Annotated in this window: 17 protein-coding genes; 5 read left to right on the top strand and 12 right to left on the bottom strand. The window is 64.5% G+C overall.

What is annotated here, in order from left to right; translation table 11 throughout:
• Nucleotides 1–124: 124 nt before the first annotated feature.
• The 7 genes from deoC to BEN49_RS24250 form a co-directional block, all read right to left on the bottom strand.
• Nucleotides 125–790, bottom strand: coding sequence for a deoxyribose-phosphate aldolase (gene deoC, locus BEN49_RS24280; RefSeq protein ID WP_070747453.1), 666 nt, complete (start codon nucleotides 788–790; stop codon nucleotides 125–127).
• Between the two features lie 100 nt (nucleotides 791–890).
• Nucleotides 891–4,295 (bottom strand): preprotein translocase subunit SecA, encoded by a 3,405-nt coding sequence (secA, locus tag BEN49_RS24275; RefSeq protein ID WP_070747452.1) that lies wholly within the window; start codon nucleotides 4,293–4,295, stop codon nucleotides 891–893.
• Nucleotides 4,296–4,473: 178 nt separating this feature from the next.
• On the bottom strand, nucleotides 4,474–5,649 hold the full coding sequence (gene glf / locus BEN49_RS24270) for a UDP-galactopyranose mutase (RefSeq protein WP_070747450.1): 1,176 nt from the start codon (nucleotides 5,647–5,649) through the stop codon (nucleotides 4,474–4,476).
• A 66-nt stretch (nucleotides 5,650–5,715) separates the two neighbouring features.
• Nucleotides 5,716–6,921, bottom strand: a complete 1,206-nt coding sequence (locus tag BEN49_RS24265) for a glycosyltransferase family 1 protein (RefSeq protein ID WP_125917221.1) — start codon at nucleotides 6,919–6,921, stop codon at nucleotides 5,716–5,718.
• A 138-nt stretch (nucleotides 6,922–7,059) separates the two neighbouring features.
• Nucleotides 7,060–7,602 (bottom strand): GNAT family N-acetyltransferase, encoded by a 543-nt coding sequence (locus BEN49_RS24260; RefSeq protein ID WP_070747449.1) that lies wholly within the window; start codon nucleotides 7,600–7,602, stop codon nucleotides 7,060–7,062.
• Nucleotides 7,602–8,411 (bottom strand): diaminopimelate epimerase, encoded by an 810-nt coding sequence (gene dapF / locus BEN49_RS24255; RefSeq protein WP_070747447.1) that lies wholly within the window; start codon nucleotides 8,409–8,411, stop codon nucleotides 7,602–7,604. Before dapF ends, BEN49_RS24260 begins: the two co-directional genes overlap by 1 nt.
• 252 nt (nucleotides 8,412–8,663) lie before the next feature.
• Entirely contained in the window at nucleotides 8,664–10,586 is a 1,923-nt protein-coding gene (locus tag BEN49_RS24250; protein ID WP_083326441.1) for a peptidoglycan D,D-transpeptidase FtsI family protein, read from the bottom strand.
• A 215-nt stretch (nucleotides 10,587–10,801) separates the two neighbouring features.
• Here BEN49_RS24250 and BEN49_RS24245 point away from each other — a divergent pair, with 215 nt between their 5' ends.
• Nucleotides 10,802–11,686, top strand: a complete 885-nt coding sequence (locus BEN49_RS24245) for a class I SAM-dependent methyltransferase (protein ID WP_070747443.1) — start codon at nucleotides 10,802–10,804, stop codon at nucleotides 11,684–11,686.
• Here BEN49_RS24245 and BEN49_RS24240 read toward each other — a convergent pair.
• Both BEN49_RS24240 and BEN49_RS24235 read right to left on the bottom strand, forming a co-directional pair.
• Complete coding sequence (locus tag BEN49_RS24240; protein ID WP_125917219.1) at nucleotides 11,683–12,093, bottom strand: hypothetical protein; 411 nt, start codon at nucleotides 12,091–12,093, stop codon at nucleotides 11,683–11,685. The genes BEN49_RS24245 and BEN49_RS24240 overlap by 4 nt on opposite strands.
• Nucleotides 12,066–12,374, bottom strand: a complete 309-nt coding sequence (locus BEN49_RS24235; RefSeq protein WP_070747439.1) for a hypothetical protein — start codon at nucleotides 12,372–12,374, stop codon at nucleotides 12,066–12,068. Before BEN49_RS24235 ends, BEN49_RS24240 begins: the two co-directional genes overlap by 28 nt.
• Before the next feature lie 94 nt (nucleotides 12,375–12,468).
• Between BEN49_RS24235 and BEN49_RS24230 the strand changes: the two genes are divergently transcribed.
• Nucleotides 12,469–13,413 carry a Ppx/GppA phosphatase family protein gene (locus tag BEN49_RS24230; protein WP_070747437.1) on the top strand — a complete coding sequence of 315 codons (945 nt, stop codon included), beginning with the start codon at nucleotides 12,469–12,471 and terminating at the stop codon, nucleotides 13,411–13,413.
• Between the two features lie 107 nt (nucleotides 13,414–13,520).
• Here BEN49_RS24230 and BEN49_RS24225 read toward each other — a convergent pair whose 3' ends face one another.
• A complete protein-coding gene (locus tag BEN49_RS24225; RefSeq protein WP_070747435.1) occupies nucleotides 13,521–14,606 on the bottom strand; it encodes a zinc-binding metallopeptidase family protein in 1,086 nt (361 codons plus the stop codon).
• 281 nt (nucleotides 14,607–14,887) lie between these two features.
• On the opposite strand from BEN49_RS24225, the gene BEN49_RS24220 reads away from it, so the two are divergent.
• The 3 genes from BEN49_RS24220 to BEN49_RS24210 all read left to right on the top strand — a co-directional run bounded on the left by BEN49_RS24220 (nucleotide 14,888) and on the right by BEN49_RS24210 (nucleotide 18,605).
• Nucleotides 14,888–16,345, top strand: coding sequence for a circularly permuted type 2 ATP-grasp protein (locus BEN49_RS24220; RefSeq protein ID WP_070747433.1), 1,458 nt, complete (start codon nucleotides 14,888–14,890; stop codon nucleotides 16,343–16,345).
• Between the two features lie 164 nt (nucleotides 16,346–16,509).
• Entirely contained in the window at nucleotides 16,510–17,445 is a 936-nt protein-coding gene (locus BEN49_RS24215) for an alpha-E domain-containing protein (protein WP_070747431.1), read from the top strand.
• Nucleotides 17,446–17,630: 185 nt separating this feature from the next.
• Entirely contained in the window at nucleotides 17,631–18,605 is a 975-nt protein-coding gene (locus tag BEN49_RS24210) for a transglutaminase family protein (RefSeq protein ID WP_070747430.1), read from the top strand.
• A 124-nt stretch (nucleotides 18,606–18,729) separates the two neighbouring features.
• On the opposite strand, the gene BEN49_RS24205 is transcribed toward BEN49_RS24210, so the two are convergent.
• The gene (locus BEN49_RS24205) at nucleotides 18,730–19,254 is read right to left on the bottom strand and encodes an energy transducer TonB (protein WP_070747428.1); all 525 of its coding nucleotides are present in this window, start codon (nucleotides 19,252–19,254) and stop codon (nucleotides 18,730–18,732) included.
• Nucleotides 19,251–19,855 (bottom strand): M56 family metallopeptidase (locus BEN49_RS24200; protein ID WP_317040503.1); only part of this gene is annotated, 605 nt, incomplete at its 5' end. The genes BEN49_RS24205 and BEN49_RS24200, both read right to left, overlap by 4 nt.

Below are 19,855 nucleotides of genomic sequence, written 5' to 3'. Positions count from 1 at the left end.
GTCGGCGGGCATGGGCACGGCCTTGGCCGCGGGCACGGTGTCGGCCGCGGCAGCGGCGCGCGGGGCCCCGGGCGACGCGCCCGCGCAGGCCGCCAGCCCAAGCAGCAGGGAAGCCACCAGCACGTTAACGGGTCGTATTTTCATCATCCACAAGCAAAGTCAGGCTATTGGAGGCCCCCAGGCGGTCGGCCCCGGCGGCCACCAGCGCCAGCGCCGCCGCCCGCGTGCGGATGCCGCCCGAGGCCTTGATGCGGACGCCGGCCGGCAGCACCCGGCGCAGCAGCTCCACGTCGGCCACCGATGCGCCCCGGCTGGCAAAGCCGGTCGAAGTTTTCACGAAGTCGGCCTCCGCGGCGGCGCACAGGCCCGCGGCCAGGGTTATCTCGTCGTCGCTCAGCAGCGCCGTTTCGATGATGACCTTGAGCAGGGCCCCGTGCAGGTGGGCCAGGTCGGCCAGGTCTTCCACCTCCTCCTGCACGGCCACCGTATCGCCCGATTTCAGGGCCGACACGTTCAGCACCATGTCCAGCTCCAGGGCCCCATCGGCCAGGGCCGCCTCGGCCTCGCGGTACTTCACCAGGCGCGTCGAATACCCCAGCGGGAAGCCGATGACCGTGCACACGGCCACGCCGCTTTCCTCTAGCAGCTCGGCGGCCAGGGCCACGTAGCAGGGCGGCACGCAGGCGCTGGCGAAGCCGTGGGCGCGGGCCTCCTGGCACAGCTGCCGGATTTCGGCCGCCGTGCAGTCGGGCCGCAACAAGGTGTGGTCGAGGTAAGGAGCAAGGTTCATGGGGCAAAGGTAACGGGCGGGCCGCCGGGGCCCCACTGGCCAAAGAAAAACCCGTTGGCGTGGGGCCAACGGGTTTTTCGGTTTCAGTTACCTGCTGCGGTTAGTCCACCAGCACGCAGCGCTGCTCTAGCACGTCCTGCTCCACGGTTTTGTATTTCACGTCGCGCAGCACGCGGCCGTCCATGTACTGCACGCTCACTTTGTCGTTGCGGTTGGCTACTTTCTGGCTGCGGGCCGGGGCCTGCTTTTCGGCCACGGCGGGGGCGTCGGGGCCCATGTCCTCGGGGCCCGCGCCGAGCGAGTCGAGCATCGACTCCTTCGTTTCAGTCAGCTTGGGCTGGGGCAACTCGTCTTCGTAGTAGAACTCGGCGTCGTGGTTGGTGCCTACGGCTTCCTCCTGCACCGGCACGTCGGCGTGGAACAGGAAGGTCGAGGTTTCCTCGTTCACTTTGCCAATCATGCGCTTGAACAGCTCGAACGACTCGAACTTGTACACCAGTAGTGGGTCCTTCTGCTCGTACACGGCGTTCTGCACCACCTGTTTCAGGTCGTCCATCTGGCGCAAGTGCTGCGTCCAAGCCGTGTCGATGGTGCCGAGCACGGCCACCTTCTCCATGCCGCGCAGGATGTCGTGGCCACCCGTGGCTTGGGCCCGGCGCAGGTTGGCCAACGCCGTAATGTGCTTGCGCCCGTCGGTGAAGGGCACGGCAATGTTCTCGTAGGCGTCGGGCTGGCTGAGCAGCTCGTTCACCATTGGCAGGGCGTTGGCGGCAATGTGCTCGTTCTTGCTTTCGAAGTAGGCCAGGGCCTCGTCGTACAGCTTCTGGGTGAGCGCCGGGGCTTGCAGGGCCCCCAACTGGCCAGCCGTGATTTCGGTGTCGTAGCCGAACGTCTTGATCACGGACAGCTTGAAGTCGGCGTGGTCGCCGGTTTGCTTGTGGCCCAGGGCGATGTCCTCGGCCACGTCGTAAATCATGTTCAGGATGTCCACCTCCATGCGGTCGCCGTGCAGGGCGTTGCGGCGGCGCTTGTACACCACTTCGCGCTGGGCGTTCATCACGTCGTCGTACTCCAGCAAGCGCTTACGGGTGCCGAAGTTGTTCTCCTCCACCTTCTTCTGGGCCCGCTCGATGCTGTTGGTAATCATCGAGTGCTGAATCACTTCGCCCTCTTCCATCCCCATCTTGTCCATGAGGTTAGCGATGCGGTCGGAGCCGAATAGGCGCATGAGGTTGTCCTCCAGGCTCACGAAGAACTGCGAGGTGCCCGGGTCGCCCTGGCGGCCGGCGCGGCCCCGCAGCTGGCGGTCCACGCGGCGGCTCTCGTGGCGCTCGGTACCGATGATGGCCAGGCCCCCGGAGGCGCGCGAGGTATCGCGCAGCTTAATGTCGGTGCCCCGGCCGGCCATGTTGGTGGCGATGGTCACGGTGCCGGGGTAGCCAGCGGCGGCCACAATCTCGGCTTCGCGCTGGTTTTGCTTGGCGTTCAGCACCTGGTGCGGAATGCCCTTGAACTTCAGCATCCGGCTCACCAGCTCACTGATTTCCACCGAGGTAGTACCCACCAGCACCGGGCGGCCGGCTTCCACCAGCTTCTGGATTTCGAGGGCCACGGCGTTGTACTTCTCGCGCACCGTTTTGTACACCTGGTCGTGGGCGTCCTGGCGGGAAATAACGCGGTTGGTGGGAATCACCACTACGTCGAGCTTGTAGATTTCCCAGAACTCGCCGGCCTCGGTTTCGGCCGTGCCGGTCATGCCGCACAGCTTGTGGTACATGCGGAAGTAGTTCTGCAAGGTTACCGTGGCGTAAGTCTGGGTGGCATCTTCCACGCGCACGTTTTCCTTGGCCTCAATGGCCTGGTGCAGGCCATCGGAGTAGCGGCGGCCCTCCATTACGCGGCCAGTTTGCTCGTCCACAATCTTCACCTTGCCGTCGTCGGTGAGGATGTACTGGTCGTCCTTCTCGAACAGCGTGTAGGCCTTAAGCAGCTGGTTTACCGTGTGAACGCGCTCCGATTTCTCGTTGTAGTCCTGCATCAGTTGGTCTTTGCGCTGGAGCTTTTCCTCGGCGCTGAGGCCGGCGGTTTTCTCGATGGCAGCAATTTCCATCCCGATGTCGGGCATGATGAACAGGTGCGGGTCTTCGCCCTGGGCCGTAATCAGGTCGATGCCCTTTTCGGTCAGCTCGATCTGGTTATTTTTCTCGTCGATGGTGAAGAACAGCGGCTCGTCGGCCTTGGGCATCTGGCGCGAGTTGTCCTGCAAATAGAAGTTTTCCGTCTTCAGCAGTACGGCGCGGTTGCCGGTTTCCGAGAGGTACTTGATGAGGGGCTTGCTCTTGGGCAGGCCGCGGGCGGCGCGCAGCAGCAGCAGGCCGCCGTTGCCGTTCTTGTCGTCGTCTTCGGGGCCGTCCTTGCCTTCGGCGATGAGCTTGCGGGCTTGCACCAAGTAGTTCTGCACAAGCTTTTTCTGCTCGTCCACCAGGCGCTGGATGCGCGGCTTGAGTTGGTAAAACTCGTGCACGTCGCCGCGCGGCACGGGGCCTGAGATGATGAGCGGCGTCCGCGCATCGTCAATCAGCACCGAATCCACTTCGTCGACCATCGCGAAGTGGTGCTTGCGCTGCACCAGCTCCTCGGGGTCGCGGGCCATGTTGTCGCGCAAGTAGTCGAAGCCAAACTCGTTGTTGGTGCCGTAGGTAATGTCGGCGGCGTAGGCCGCGCGGCGGGCATCGGTGTTGGGCTGGTGCTTGTCGATGCAGTCCACGGTCAGGCCGTGGAACTCGAACAGCGGCGCGTTCCATTCGGAGTCGCGCTTGGCCAGGTAGTCGTTCACCGTCACGAGGTGCACGCCGCGGCGCGACAGGGCGTTGAGGAACGAGGGCAGCGTGGAAACCAGCGTTTTGCCCTCACCGGTGGCCATTTCGGCAATTTTGCCCTGGTGCAGCACTACCCCGCCGATGAGCTGCACGTCGTAGTGCACCATGTCCCAGGTGATTTCGGCGCCGCCGGCCAGCCACTTGTTGGACCACACCGCCTGGTTGCCCTGGATGGTGACGTTTCCCTTGCGGGTGGCAATTTCGCGGTCGAAGTCGGTGGCCGTCACCACCAACTGACCGTTTTCCTTGTAGCGGCGGGCGGTTTCCTTCACGATGGCGAAGGCCGACGGCAGCACCTCCAGCAGCACGGCTTCAAGGTCCTTGTTGCGCTGCTTTTCGAGCACGTCAATCTGCTCGAAGCGGATTTCCTTTTGGGCCACGTCCATGGTGGGCGCGTCGGCCATCTGCTGGTGCAGGGCCCCCACCTGGCCATCGATGCCGGCCAGGCGCTCGTCGATGCGGGCGCGCACGGCCTGGGTCTGCTCGCGCAACTGGTCGTCGGTCAAGCCAGCCAGTTTGGCGTATTCGGCATTAATCAATGCCACGTAAGGCACGATTTCCTTCAAGTCACGCTCCGATTTGGAGCCGAATAGCTTAGCGACGGTCTTGCCGAGAAAATCTAACATCGGGTAGTTTTTTTAACGAATAGGCGCCGGAGCGCACCCCAAATTTACGGCTTCTTAGCCAAAACCGTCCCAAACAAAAAGCCCCGCCAGATTGGCGGAGCTTTTCGGCAACGGGGAATTGAGTATCAGCGCGCAGGCCGCAACTGGGTGCCGGGGCCCCGGGGGCCCCAGCGTCAGGCTAGGCCTTGGGGGCGCGGCTCACCAGCTTGTCCACCAGGGCGGTGCTGCCCGAAATGGCGGGGCGGGCGGGCTTGGCGGCTTCCTCCTTATCGGTCAGGCGCTTGTACAGCGTCAGGGCTTGCGCCACCACCTGGTCCATGTTGTAGTACTTGTAGGTGGCGAGGCGGCCCACAAAGTGCACGTTGGGGGTTTCGTCGGCCAGCTTCTTATACTTGTTGTACAATTCGGCGTTTTCGGGCTGGGGCACGGGGTAGTAAGGGTCGCCCTCGGCCTGCGGGTACTCGTACACGATGGCCGTTTTGCTGTGCTCCTGGCCGGTGAGGGCCTTAAACTCGGTGATGCGGGTGTAGGCGTGCTCGTTGGGGTAGTTCACCACCGGGGCCACCAAGTGCTTCTCTTTGCTCAGCGTTTCGTGCTTGAACTCGAGCGAGCGGTAGGGCAGCTTGCCGAACTTAAAGTCGAAATACTCGTCCACGGGGCCCGTGAAAATCATCTCCTTAAAGGGAATGAAGTCCATGATTTCGTGGTAGTCGGTATTCAGCATCACCTTGATGTTCGGGTGGTCGAGCATCTTCTCGAACATCCGGGTGTAGCCGTGCAGCGGCATGGCCTGGAAGGTATCGGTGAAGTAGCGGTCGTCGCGGTTGGTGCGGGTGGGCACGCGGCTGGTCACGCTCTTATCAAGCTGTGAGGGATCGAGGCCCCACTGCTTGTTAGTGTAGTTCTTAAAGAACTTGTTGTACAGCTCGCGGCCTACTTTGCTCACCACCACGTCTTCCGACGTTTTGATAACGGGCACATCCTCAGCTACTGACTCAAAGAACTGATCCAACTCGAAACTATTGAGCTTCAGGCCGTACAGTGAGTTAATGGTGTCCAGGTTGATGGGCATGGGCACGAACTGGCCGTCCACCGAGGCAAGCACGCGGTGCTCGTAGGGACGCCAATCGGTGAAGTTGCCCAGGTAATCGAACACATCCTTCGAGTTGGTGTGGAAGATGTGGGGGCCGTACTTGTGGATCAGGATGCCATCCTCGTTGTAGTGGTCGTAGGCGTTGCCCGCGATGTGGTTGCGCTTGTCGATGACGAGCACCTTTTTGTTGCTACGGGTGGCCAGCCGCTCGGCTAGCACGCTACCGGCAAATCCGGCCCCTACAATGAGGTAGTCAAACATATGGAGAGTAAAAAGGAGAAACTGTTATAGAAAGAAGATGTGCATTTGGGAAGGGCCCGCGGCAACTTAGGCGGCGGGGGCCTTGGCGGCCAAGCGGTCCTGCATCAGGTCCACCATATGCTGCCAGGTTTTGTCCCACGAAATCGTGGCTAGGTAATCGTCGGTGCGGCGGCGCCAGTCGACGTCATCGCGCTGGGTGAGGGCCTTCTTGATGGCCGTGCCAAAGGCTTCGGCATCAGCAGCAATGTGCACCAGGTTGAGGTCGCCGTAGGGCCGCACCACGTCGCGGATGGGCGTGCTCACTACGGGGTTGCCGGCGGCCAGGTACTCGGGGGTTTTGGTGGGAGAAATAAACTTTGTGCTTTCGTTATCGGCGAAAAGCAACGTCGCCACGTCCCAACCCTTCAGGTAAGCTGGGAGTTCCAGGTAATCCTTGCCGCCCAGGTAATGCACGTTGGCCGGGCGCGGCAGGCTGGCAGGGTCAATCTTCACCACCGGCCCGATGATGACAAATTGCCATTCCGGGTGGTTGGCGGCCAGCGCGGCCAGCAATTCAATGTCGAGGCGCTCGTCTACCACACCGAAGAAGCCAATGCGCGGGTGCGCAATGCCAGCCTGGTCGGCGGGCTCGACCAGGGGGCCCCGGGCCTGCCCAAAGTGGGCCTTGTCGATGCTGCTCGGGAAGGGGTGCGCGTCGGGGTGCTGCTCGCGCTTGGCTTCGTAGATGGTCAGGCCACCGGTGAACACGAGGTCGGCGCGCTCGAAGAGTTCCTGCTCGCGCTGGCGCAACTCGGGCGGGGCAAACTTGAAGGCCGCCAACTCGTCCATGCAGTCGTACACCGTCAGCACGGGCTGGAAGTGGCGCGACTTGTTCAGGGCCATCGGCGTGTAGTACCAGAAAACGTATTTGTTGATGCTGTGCTCGGTGAAGTATTGGCTCAGCAGCTCGAACTGAATTTGGTCAGCTTCCGCTTCCGCCAAACCGGCCGGCAAGTGGGCCACGATGACGCGCAGGCCATTTTGGCGCTCCTTGATTTCGAGGTGCGGCGTTACCTGGTCGGGGTGGTGAAAGGCGTCCTCCACGTAGAACACGCGGCCGTACTGGGCGAAGCGCGAGAGCAGGTGCTGGGGGCGCTGCCACACAAAATCCCAATGCAGGTGCGCAAAGCACACGAGGTCGGGCAGGGCGTAGGGGCTTGCAGAAGGGGCAGCAGTAGCTTGCGGCAGCGCGGTGGGGCGTGCAGCAACCTCCGCCAAAGCAGCGTGGGGCATGGGAATCGACAGGAAGGGGATGCGGAGCTGCGTATAATATAATTGCCGATAACCGGCCTAGCGTGCAGCGCTGTAGTGTTATACGGGCCCCAGATCTAAAAGGATACGCCCGGTGGGCGGTTAAATAGGGCCCCCAGCTCAGCCGGTGGGCCCCAGCAACAGCTGAAACTCCACGGCATCGAGCCACCGGCCCGGCGCGGGGCCCCGCAGCCAGGCACGCCGGATGCCCACCCGCCGGAACCCCGCCGCCCGGAATAGCCGCAAACTGGCGCGGTTAGCCGCCGCTACGGTGCAGTACAGCTGGTGCAGGCGCAGCACGTCGCGGGCGTAGGCCACCAGCAGCGCGAGGGCTTGCTGGGCGTAGCCCAGGCGCCGCTCGCTGGCCAAAATAATTATGCCGACCCCCGCCCGCTGGTGCAGCGGCTCGAAGCCAAACAGGTCGAGCACGCCCACGGCCTGGCCCCAATCGAACGACTCGACGACCAGCCGCAGCTGCCGCACCTCGTGGAAATCGGCGGTGGCGTGGGCCAGGTATTCGCGCAGCGCGTGGCGCGACACGGGGGCCAGCGTATCGGACACAGCCCACACGGCGGGGTCGTTTTCCAGGGCGAAGAGAAACTCCAGGTCGTCGGGCTCCAGGGCCCGCAGCCGCACGAGGGGCCCGGTGGGTGCGGCGGCCACTACAGGCTAATGTCGCCGCCGAACACGCGCACGGCGGGCCCGCTTAGCCACACGTCGGCAAAGCCGCCGTCGGGCTGCGTTTGGAAGGCCACTTCCAACAGGCCGCCGGGCGTTTGGAGGCGCACGGGCGAGGCCGCGCCACGCTGCGAGGCGGCCAGGGCCACGGCCGTGACGCCGGTGCCGCAGCTAAAGGTTTCGTTTTCCACGCCGCGCTCGTAGGTGCGCACGGGCCAGGGGTGGGCGGGGTCGGCGGGCACTTCCACGAAGTTGACGTTCACGCCGGCCGGGTCGTAGGCCTGGTCGTAGCGGATGTCGTGGCCCACGCCGTACACGTCGAACTCGGCCAGCGTGTGGCCCTCCTCGGCGTCGAGGAAGTGCACGTGGTGGGGCGAGCCGGTGTGCACGAATACGTCCGCCTCCCCTACTTCGGCCAGTTGCGGGGCGGCGGCGTCAATCATCTTCAGGCGCACAGTGCCGTCGGCTTCCACGCGGGCGGCGTGGGGCCCGTCCACGGCCAGGAAGTAGGCCGCGTCGGTGACGACGCCCAGGTGCTTGGCGAAGGCCACCAGGCAGCGGCCGCCGTTGCCGCACATGGTGCTGGGGTGGCCGTCGGCGTTGAAGTACACCATCTCGAAATCGTAGCCTTCGCGGTTGCGCAGCAGCATCAGCCCATCGGCCCCAATGCCGAAGCGGCGGTCGCAGAGCCGGGCAATGCGCGCGTGGTCAGCGGTATCGAATTGCGCAGCGCGGTCGTCAATGATTACGAAGTCGTTGCCAGTGCCTTGGTATTTATGAAAAGCGAGGATCATGGGGCCGGGGTTTGCACAAATTTCGGCCAACGGAGCCAATGTTGCGCACTCGTTACGCAAGTATTAGCACAAAGCTTGCGCCCTGGGGCCCCAGTGGCTCAGGTGCTGCATCGGGCCACCGCCCAGGCTACGCCCGCCACGGCCAGCAGCGTGCCCAGCCGCAGCACTAAAAACACCCACGCGGGCAACTCCGGGTCTTTGCGAATACCAAACATGCCTACTTATACGAGTGCCAGCAGAAAAGCTGGCACGCTACCGGCCCTCGGGCGCGGCCACGGGTACCGCCACGGGGGCTGGCACCGGTACCACCGGCGCGGGCGGCGGGCGCTTGCGGCCCAGGCGGTGCTCCAGCTCGTAGGACCGGCCGCGGTACTGCATGCGGCGCTCCCAGCGCTTGCGGCGGGGGGCGATGCTGCCGCGCAGGTATTTCTCGATGACCAGGGCGGCGCAGGGGGCCGCGGCGGTGGCCCCAAAGCCGGCGTTTTCGAGGTACACGGCCACCGCAATTTTGGGGTTGCGGGCGGGGGCGAAGGCGACGAACGTGGCGTGGTCGTCGCCCTCGTCGTTCTGCACGGTGCCCGTTTTGCCGGCTATAGCAATGCCCACATCAGCCAGGCTGGAGGCCGAGGCCGTGCCGCCGCGCTGCATCACGGCCAGCATGCCGGGCACCAGGGCCTCTAGGTTCGCGCTGTCCACGAGGGTGTGGTGCTTCACCAAAAAGCGCGGCAGGGGCCCCCCGGTGCCCACGCCGCGCACGAAATGCGGCGTGTAGTACCAGCCCCGGTTGGCGATGATGGCCACCATGTTGGCCATTTGCAGGCCCGTCAGGTTGATTTCGCCCTGCCCGACGCTGAGCGAGTAAATGGAGCGAAACCGCCAGTTGCGGGTGTGCCGGGCCTTATCATAATAGGCCGGCGTGGGCAGGAAGCCGGCCTGCTCGCGGGGCAAATCCACGCCGAGCAGCGTGTCGAGCCCGAACGACTGGGCGTAGCGCTGCCAGGCGGCCAGGTTGGCGTGGCGGGCGGCCACGGTGTCGGCCACCAGGCTGTCGGGCACGTGGTCAATCAGGGCCCGCATGGTTTGGTAGAAGTACGGGTTGCAGCTGTATTGCAGGCCCATGGTGAGGCTGCGGGCCGCCGGGTGGTGGTGCACGCAGCTGATGAGCGACTGGTCGCACGGAAACCCGGTACTGGGTTCGATGGCCCCCAGCTGCAAGGCAATGGCGGCGTTCACGAGCTTGAACACCGAGCCCGGCGGGTTGGCCAGCACAGCGGGCCGGTTCAGCAGGGGCAGGTCCTCGTCCTCCAGCAGCTGGCGGCGCACGCCGGCCTGGTCGGGGCTGGTGAGGGCGGCGGGCGCGTAGGTGGGGGCCGACACCGAGCAGAGGATTTCGCCGGTGCGCGGGTCGAGGGCCACGAGGTAGCCCTTGCGGCCGCCCAGCAGGCTTTCGGCGTAGGCTTGCAGCTGGGCGTCGAGGGCCAGGTGCAGGTCCTGCCCTTCCTGGAAGGCCGTGTCGGGGGCCCAGCTGCCGTGGCGCTGGCCCCCCGCGTCCACCAGCGGGTGCAGGTAGCCGCGGTGGCCGCTCAGCAGCCCGTTGTAATAGGTTTCGACGCCGCCGTTGCGCAGGCGGTAAAACCGGCCGCGCCGGTAGCGAATGATTTGGTTGATAAACGGTTGGGCGTTGGCGGCCTGGTAGCCCAGCACCGGGGCGGCCGTGCGCACGGTGTAGGTGCGCTGCACGGCTTCGGCAAGGGCCAGCTCGGGCCATTCGGCCTGGTGGCTGCGCACCGCCTCGGCCTCGGCCGGGGTGAGGACGAGCTGGATGGGCCCCGGGGAGCGGGCCCCGGGGTAGGGCCGGGCCTCGGCCAGGCGGCGCGCCAGGGTGCTGTCGGGCCAGCCCAGCAGGAGGTTCAGGGCCACAGCCGTGGCCGAATCGAGCCCCGGGCGCTGCGGCACGGCCAGCAGGTAGCTCAGCCGGGTATCCACCAGCACCGAATCGTGGCGGTCGAGGATGCGGCCGCGCCGGGTGGGCGGAGCGCTTACCTCGCGGCGGCGCGCGTAGGTTTCGGCGGCCTCGTCGGCGGCCGGGCCGGAGGGCGACGAGCACGCGCCCAGCCCCAGCCCCACGAGCCATAGCCAGCCGCATACCGTTTTCATCCAAGTTTTCCTGGCCATTGCATAAAATAAATACCCTTCTACTCGGCTCTACCACCCAGTTCGGTGGATGAGGCCCAGCGCCTTGCGAGTGGCCCCCGGTAACGGATAAAGGACGCAGAGGTTGTTTCGGAACCGTTTTGTGGGGAACCCCGCTACGTACGAGGGCCGGCGCCGAATGGCTTGACCCGGGCGGCGGGCCCCCGGGGGCCCGCCCCTACCTTTGCGGCCCGCTTATGTACGACTTCCTCACCACCTCGCCCTGGCCCGACTACGAGCTGATTGATTCCGGCAACTTCCAGAAGCTGGAGCGCTTCGGGCCCCACGTGCTGGCCCGGCCCGAGCCCCAGGCCATCTGGGACCCGCACCTGCCGCTCACGGAGTGGGAACGGGCCGACGCCGCCTTCGCCCGGGCCCCCGGCAGCACCGAAAAGGGCCAGTGGCGCCTCAAGCCCGCCATGCCCGAGCAGTGGCTGATTGACTACCACCGGCCCGATGGCCTGAAGCTGAAGTTTCGGCTGGGCCTTTCGTCGTTCAAGCACGTGGGGCTGTTCCCGGAGCAGGACCCGAATTGGCAATTCATTTACAACCAGACCAAAGCGCGCCGCGCTGACCAGCCACGGGTGCTGAACCTGTTTGCCTACACCGGGGCCGCCACCCTGGCCGCCCGCGCCGCCGGGGCCGACGTGACGCACCTCGACTCGGTGAAGCAAGTCAACTTCTGGGCCCGCGACAACATGGAGGCCAGCCGCCTCGACGGCGTGCGCTGGCTGGTGGAAGACGCCATGAAGTACGTGCGCCGCGAGGTGAAGCGCGGCAGCAAGTACCAGGGCCTCATATTGGACCCGCCCGCCTACGGCCGGGGCCCCAACGGCGAAAAGTGGCAGCTCGAAGACGAGCTCAACGAACTGCTCAAGCTCAGCCAGCAGCTGCTCGACCCCGCCGACCATTTCTTCGTGGTGAACCTGTACTCGCTGGGCTTTTCGGCCCTGATACTGGACAACCTGACCACCGCCATCTTCCCGGGGCCCAAGGCGGTGCGCGAGCTGGGCGAAATCTACCTGCACGACGCCGGCCAGCGCAAGCTGCCGCTGGGCACGTTCTGCCGGTTTGCCACCTAAGTTTTGGGCGGGGGCCCCGGCGGCCGGTTCAGCCAGTGGTGGAAGCCCAGGGTGCCGGCTGCGTAGGCCAGCACGTCGAGCGGGTCGGCCACGGCCTGGGCCGACCACAGCGGCAGCAGGCCCTCGAACCACACCGCTACGCCGAGCCACGCACCGGCCAGCCACGCGGCGGGCAAGGTGCCGCGCGGGTCGATGAGCCACCGGTGCGCCGCCAGCGCCAGGCCTAGCATCAGCGGCAGGGCCAGCAGATCGGCGAGGTGCGAGGTAACCAGGGCGGGCACTGGGCAGTGCAGCCAGTGCCGGTTGAGCCACAGCCCGCCGTAAAGCCCGGCCGCGCCCACCAGCAACGGGTGGCGCACCCCCGCGGCCTCGCCCACGGCTAGGCGGCGATGGCCGTGGCCACCCACACGAAGAAGGAGAGCAGCGCAATGAACAGCAGCTGCCCGCCCCGCCCCATCCATTTGAAGAAGGTCAGCACGGGGCCGTCTTCGGGCCGAATTTCGATGAGGCGCACCGCCGATTTCTGCTGTTGGAGGGCCGCCACGGCGGCGTCGTGGGCGCGCTGGTGGGCCTGCGGGTCGAGCAACTGGCCGCAGTGCGTGCAGCGGTCGGTGGGCCGCAGCTCCCATTCGGACCACTGCTGGCAGAACGGACACTTTTTGGTGGAAACGAGGGGATTAGCGGCCATCCTGTAAGGATACGCAGGCGGCAAGGGAGCGTTGCGCGCCGCCGGTCGGCTTACTTTGCGCCGGTCTGCCTCCGGGCACTTAACACTGCACCGTATGCCCACGCGCCGCCTCGCCCTCATCGACATGGGCACCAACACGTTTCACCTGCTGATTGTGGAGCTGCCCGCCGCGCCCGGCCAGCCGCCGCACGAGCTGCTGCGTACCAAAGCCGGCGTGCGCCTGGGCGAGGGCGGCATCAGCAAGGGTGAAATTGCGCCCGAGCCCTACGCCCGGGCCCTGCACACACTGGCCGGCTTCAAGGAAGAAATGGAGCTGCACGGCGTGACGCAGGTGCGCGCCACGGCCACCAGCGCCATGCGCGTGGCCCGCAACGGCCCGGCGCTGGTGCGCGAAATCGCCGACCAGTTTGGCATAGAAGTCGAAGTAATTGCCGGCGGGCGCGAGGCCGAGTTGATTTGGCGCGGCGTGCGCCAGGCCGTGCCGCTGGGGCCCCAGCGGCAACTGATCATGGACATCGGCGGCGGCTCGGTGGAGTTCATCATCGCCAACGACCACGAGATTTTCTGGAAACAGAGCTTTGAGATTGGGGCCCAGCGCCTGCTCGACCAGTTCTTCCCCGACCCCAGCGGCGTGTTTCCCGCCGCGGCCGTGGCCGCCGAGCAAGCGTATTTCGACACCGTGCTGGGGCCCCTGGTGGCAGCCCTGAACGAATTAAAGCCCGTGGGTCTGGTGGGCGCTTCGGGTAGCTTTGACAGCCTGGCCGATATGCAGCTCGGCCACCTGCGCACGGAGAAAGAGCTGCCGCCCCGCACCGAACTGGCCGTCAGTAGCTTCCAGCACAGCTACGCCCAGCTACTGAGCCGCGACCACGCCCAGCGCCTAGCGCTGCCCGGCATCTTGCCCATGCGGGCCGACATGCTGGTGGTGGCCGCCGTGCTCATCGATTGGGTGCTGGGCATCAGCGGCATCACGCAAATCCAAACCTCGGCCTTCGCTTTGAAGGAAGGCCTGCTGGCCGAGATGCTAGAGGCGAAATAGGTTGTAGCGCGAACTTTGTAGTTCGCGGCTCTCGCTTCGTCCTGCCGATAATCATTTAGCGACCGGGCAGCGCCGCGGATTACAGAGTCCACGCTACAGTACTGGTACTACGCCGGCTTCGCCGCCCGGCAGACTTTGTGGATGAACGCCAACTTGGGCACCACGGCCGGGCCGATGACGAACGGGTACGGGTCGGGCTGGCCCATGCTGCGGTTGAGGCTGTTCATGGCGAAGGTGAGGGGCAGCCAAGCGGCCATGATGTGGTCGAAATCGGCTTCCAGGTACGGGTCGGGGATGGTGGCGCGCAGGTGCTGGTCCACGTCCACGCCGCGGGGAGCCACGCGCAGGCCGTAGGCGTGGGCCGTTTCCAGCGTGTCCATGATGTGCAGGTAGTGGGCCCAGGTTTCGGCCCAGTCTTCCCAGGGGTGGGTGGTGGCGTAAGCGCTGATGTGGGTCGCCATCCAGTCGGGCGGGGGGCCCTGGGCGTAGTGGTTCTTCAGGGCCTCGGCGTAGTCCTCGCGGTCGTCACCAAACAGCGCGCGGCACTCCTTCAGGAAGGGCGTTTTGTCGATGAGGCGGTCCCAGTAGTAGTGGCCCACCTCGTGGCGGAAGTGGCCGAGCAGCGTGCGGTACAGCTCGTCCATCGACTTGCGGGCCATTTCGCGCTCGATGTCGTCGGCCTCGGCGATGTTGATGGTGATGAGGCCGTTGTCGTGGCCGGTGAGGATGCGCTTGTCGGGCTCGGGGCCCTCGTCAGCTTTAAAGTCGAACCACAGGCCCGTTTTGGGCTCCACGTGCTTGCTCACCACGGGCAGGCCCAGGCGCAACAGGCTGTACACCAGGCGGTGCTTGGCCACCTCCAGGCGCTGCCAGCGGCCCAGGTACTCGGGCTGGCTCAGGTCGGGAATGGTGCGGTTGAGGGCGCAGGCCGTGCAAAACGGCGTGGGGCTGCCCACCGGCACCAACCAGTTGCAGGCGTGGTAGCCGTGGTTGGCGCAGTACACGTAGCCCGGGGCCTTGGGCGGCGCGCCGTAGAGGTGGAACGTGCCCGCTACGGGGGCCCCGGGCGTAGCCACCAGCGGCTCCAGCGCCAGCTTTTCGGCCTGGAAGCCCAGCGGGTAGTGGCACTTTTCGCACCGGTTGTTTTCGAGGTAGAGCAGCTGGCCGCAGTGGCGGCAGGTAAAAAGCTTCATGGCAGAACAGGAAAAGGCGCGGCAGGCCGCGCGTAAAACCGACTGCGCTTACGGTTTTGCGCCAGGGCCCGCCGGGCGTGGTGGCGATTTTACAGATTTTATTTTTTTCAAGCTGAGCCATCTTTTGGGGGGCCAAGGCCGTAATTACCACATCCTTTCTTAGCCAAGCCCACTTTATTTTAGGGGTTCGTGGCGAATTACTGGCCCAGCGTCGCTAGTTTGCCCCTCCGCTGGGCCCCGTTTGGCCCGGCGCGCTTGCCATTACTTAACCCGCCTCCCCTATGTCGGCCAACGCGCTTCTTCGCTCTTACCAGGAACAGGCCCACGTGTGGGACGAGATGTTCAGCGCCGGGGGCATCCGGCCCGAGTACCGGCAATTTGTGGCCGCCCTCGAAACCCTGGAAGGCCAGGAAATGACCCGCAAAGACGAGCTGGCCAAAAAGCTCTTCATGAGCCAGGGCATCACCTTCACGGTGTACAGCGACGGCGAGGGCATCGAAAAAATCTTCCCGTTCGACATCATTCCGCGCATCATCAAGCACGCCGAATGGACGACCATTGAGGCCGGCATCAAGCAGCGGCTCAAGGCGTTGAACATTTTTCTGAAAGACATTTACCACCAGCAGTTCATCATCAAAGACGGCATCATTCCGGCGGCGCTGGTGTACTCGTGCCCGCAGTTTTTGCGCGAGATGGTGAACGTGCACGTGCCGCACGACGTGTACACCCACGTGGCCGGCGTGGACCTGATCCGGGACCACGACGGCGAGTTTTACGTGCTGGAGGACAACCTGCGCACGCCGTCGGGGGTGTCGTACATGCTCGAAAACCGGAGCATCACCTACCGCATTTTCCCCGACCTGCTGCCCAAAAACAACGTGCAGCCGGTGAAGGACTACCCCGACTTGCTGCTGCGCAACCTGCTGGCCCTGGCCGATCGCCAGGTGAGCGAGCCCACGGTGGTACTGCTCTCGCCGGGCATTTTTAACTCGGCGTACTTCGAGCACAGCACGCTGGCCCGCCTCATGGGCATCAGCCTGGTGGAGGGACGCGACCTGCTGGTGCACAACCACTTCGTGTACATGAAAACCACCAAGGGCCTGGCCCGGGTGGACGTGATTTACCGGCGCGTGGACGACGAGTTTCTTGACCCGCTGGTGTTCCGGCCCGACAGCACGCTGGGCGTGCCCGGCCTGTACTGGGCCTACCGCAAGGGCAACGTGGCCATCGTGAACGCCATGGGCAACGGCGTGGCCGACGACAAGGCCGTGTACTGCTACGTGCCCGACATGATCCGCTACTACCTCAACGAGGAGCCGATTCTCAAGAACGTGCCCACCCACCAAATGGCCGACGCCGACGCCCGCCAGCACGTGTTCGAGCGCATGGACCGCATGGTGATCAAGCGCACCAACGAAAGCGGCGGCTACGGCATGCTCATCGGCAGCGCGGCCACCGAGGAGGAAATGGACGACTTCCGCCGGGCCATCACCGCCGACCCGCGCAGCTTCATTGCCCAGCCCATCATCAGCCTCTCGGCCACGCCCTGCTACATTAACGGGGCCCTCCAGCCCCGGCGCGTGGACCTGCGCCCCTACGCCCTCTGCGGCCCCTCGGGCATCGACATTGTGCCCGGGGGCCTTACCCGCGTGGCCTTGCGCGAAGGCTCGCTGGTGGTGAACTCCTCGCAGGGCGGTGGCAGCAAAGACACCTGGGTGCTGGGGCCCGAGGCTGAATGATTGAATGAGCGAATGAGTGAATGAGGTAGCAGCCGCTGTTTCTCAATCGTTTCGCTCTTTCACCCATGCCATCATTTCCTGCTTGAATGAGCCCATTCGCTCATCCACCTGTTCCCTTCTTTGGATGAGCCAACTCACTCATTCACTCATTCACTCATTTACCGATGCTAAGCCGCGTTGCCGAAACCATTTACTGGCTGGCCCGCTACATGGAGCGCACCCAAACCATGTTGCAGGTCGTCCGCATCCACTACATCGCCAAGCAGGACGAGCAGCACTACCCCGGGTGGCAGGGCCTGCTGCACAACTACGGCGACCTGGAAGACGAGGAAATCGAAGCCGTGGCGCCCTTCACGGCGCGGGTGCTGCACCACTTGCTGCTCGACAAGGGCAACGGGGCCTCGGCGTTCAACGCCATCGGGCAGGGGCGCGAAAACGCCCGCGCCGTGCAGGACCACATCAGCAAGGAGGTGTGGCAGAGCCTGAACGACTTCTACCACGTCATTCGCCAGCCCGAAATAGCCCAGCAGATTCTGGCCGACGACCCCGTGTCGGGCATTGACGCGCTGCTACGCCAAAACGTACTCTACACCGGCACGGTGCAGAACGCCATGCCGCGCGACGAGGGCTATACCTTCCTCAACCTGGGCAAGTTCCTGGAGCGGGCCCTGCAAACGGTGGCCATTTTGCAGCTGCACTGCGCCGCCCTGGTGCCCGACGCCGCCGAGGCCACTGCCCCCCCCCAGGTGCGCTACCTGCTGCTGAGCCTCTACGGCTACGAGCAGTACGTGAAGACCTACAAGGGCCAGTTCAGCCCGGCCCACGCGCTGCAATTTGCGGTGCACGACGTCGATTTTCCGCACTCGCTCACCTACGCCCTGGGCCAGCTCGTGCGCTTCGGCGAGCGGCTGCAAGGGCGCACCGTGCCCGAGCACTACGAGCAGGTGCGCTTCCTGCTGGGCCGGGTAAAAACCAACGTGGAGTACCACCGCTTTGCCCCCGGCGACGCCGCCGGCCTCGACGCCTTTTTGCAGCAAACCCGCCAGGAATTGCTCGACGTGGGCGACGCCTTCGGCACGTATTACTTTGGACATAGCTGAGTTGGGTACCGCGCTAAAGAACGTCATGCAGAGCGCAACGAAGCATCTTTTCTGCGTAGCTAATCATGATTGCTGCCGCGGAAAAGATGCTTCGCTGCGCTCTGCATGACGTTCTATGTGCAACGTTCTTTTGAATCGAAAATAAACCGCTATTAGCTGATAGCCACCCGCTAAAAGTCAAAAAAATGCCTTCCTACAAAATCAAGCACCTGACGCGCTACGCCTACGGGGCCCCCGTGACCGACTGCACCAACCAGCTCATGATTTATCCGCTGGCCGACGACCGGCTGGAGGTGAAGAGCCAGGAGGTGGCCGTGACCGGCAGCCCCGACGTGGCCCTGTTCACCGATTACTTCGGCAACCAGGTGGGCGTGTTTTCGCTGGTGGCGCCCCACGCCGAGCTGCGCATCGAGTCGAACGTGGCCGTGGTGACGCACGCCATCCAGTTTCCGATGGACGAGGCCGATGCCCCCACCCAGTGGCAGCACCTGGCCGAGGTGGCGCACGAGGCCGCGTTCATCGACTTCCTGGCAGTGGACAACCCGGCGCTGCAAGCCGAAATCCGGGGGGCCCTGGTGGGCGTGGTGGACCTGAAAGACAAGCCGCTGAAGAACGCACTGGTGCTCTCGGAGTACGTGAACGAGCACTTCCAGTACGAGAAGGGCGTGACGAGCGTAGAAACCCCGACCGAGGAAATCTGGCGGCTGCGGGCCGGCGTCTGCCAGGACTTTACGCACCTGCTGCTGTTTTTGCTGCGTATGCACGGCATCCCGGCGCGCTACGTGAGCGGCTACGTGTGCCCCAAGGACGAGGGCGTGCGCGGCAGCGGGGCCACCCACGCCTGGGTGGAAGCCTACATCCCGTTCTACGGCTGGCTGGGGCTCGATTCGACCAACAACTGCATCGTGAACGACGGGCACGTGCGCATGGCCATCGGCCGCCACTTCGCCGACTGCACCCCCGTGAAGGGCACCTACAAGGGCACCGGGGCCCACACGCTGGAAGTATCGGTGCACATCGAAAACGGCCACCCCCTCCCCACCGACGCCTTCCCCGAAATGCCCGTGTACGTGCAGCAGGCCCCCATGCCCAAAATGGCCGTCAACTCCTACCGCAAGTACACCGACTGGGAACAGCAGCAGCAACAGCAGCAGCAATAGGGCCCCCAGCCCACCCAAAAGTTATCCACAAACCCAATGTGGATAACTGGATAACTCCCTAAAAACCGGGCCCCGGCGCTGCATAGCGCCGGGGCCCGGTTGGTTTTCTTCAGAGGTTAATGGCTTACGGCTGCTTCTGGAACATGATGGGAACGGTGAAACTTACGGCTCGGGGCTGGCCATCTTGTTTACCGGGCACGAAGGTGGGCAACTGCTTAACAGCTGCAAGCACAGCCTCATCATAGGCAGGGGCTAACCCTTTCTTTATTTCGGAGCCTTCTATCGTTCCTGCTTTGGTCACAACGAAGGTGACGAATACCCGGCCTTCTTTTTGGTCAGTTGCGGCCAGTTTAGGGTACTGAATATTTTTCTGAATTGCCTCCACAATGGCGGCATTACCGCCTCCACCGGGTAAGTGTGGCATTTCTTCGACAAACATATAAACCTGGTCGCCGCTGCTTGCGAACTGTTCTGGTGGTGCTGGTGGTATGGGCACTCTAGTGATAGTAACCACTGCATTACCAGGCTTATCCATATAGGCAATATTGACCTGCTGCATCGTACCGGGCTCCAACTTGCCGCCTGTGCGCATTGAATCTAGGTGCTGAGCAACAAGCAACTTATTTTTGATTTCTTGTTGAATCATCATCCTCTCAGAATAATGCTCTGGGGATTCTGGCGAGGCGGTGGGCGGTGGGGCGGCGGCGGGGCTACCCCATTGTTGGGTTGCATATAAACCGCCGGCTGGCAGGCCACGGCCAGCAGGCCCGCCACAGCTGGCAGGGCCAGCCACTGCTTCCAGCGGCGCACGGGATGAGACGATTTTAACATGGCAATGCGGGTGAGGGTGAGGGAATGGGTGAAGGAATGCAGTAGGGGCAACGGGGCTTCGGGCAGCGTGAGGCGGCGGGTGGCCAGCCGGGCCAGTAGCGTGGCGTAGGCCGCGGGCCCAAGCGGGGGCCCCGGGGCAGCGGGCGCGGCGGTGGTTTCGGCCAGGGCGGCGCGGTCAGCCAGCAACTCGTGGGTGAGGGCCAGGGCCCGGACCAGCGGGTAAATGAAGGGGTTGAACCAGAGCACGGCGCGCCAGCTTTCCAGCCAGAGCACGTCGTAGGTGTGGCCCTGGCGCACGTGGGCCGCCTCGTGGGCCAGCACCTGGGCCGCCTCGGCGGGCACGAGGGCGGCGGTGTCGTCCCAAAAATGGTGCGTCCGAACGAGCTGGTGGGCAGCCGGCCGCCGGTGTTGGCCAGCGC

The sequence above is a fragment of the Hymenobacter coccineus genome (assembly GCF_001816125.1).
Classification (GTDB): domain Bacteria; phylum Bacteroidota; class Bacteroidia; order Cytophagales; family Hymenobacteraceae; genus Hymenobacter; species Hymenobacter coccineus.
This window is presented reverse-complemented; position numbering and strand designations above follow the sequence as displayed.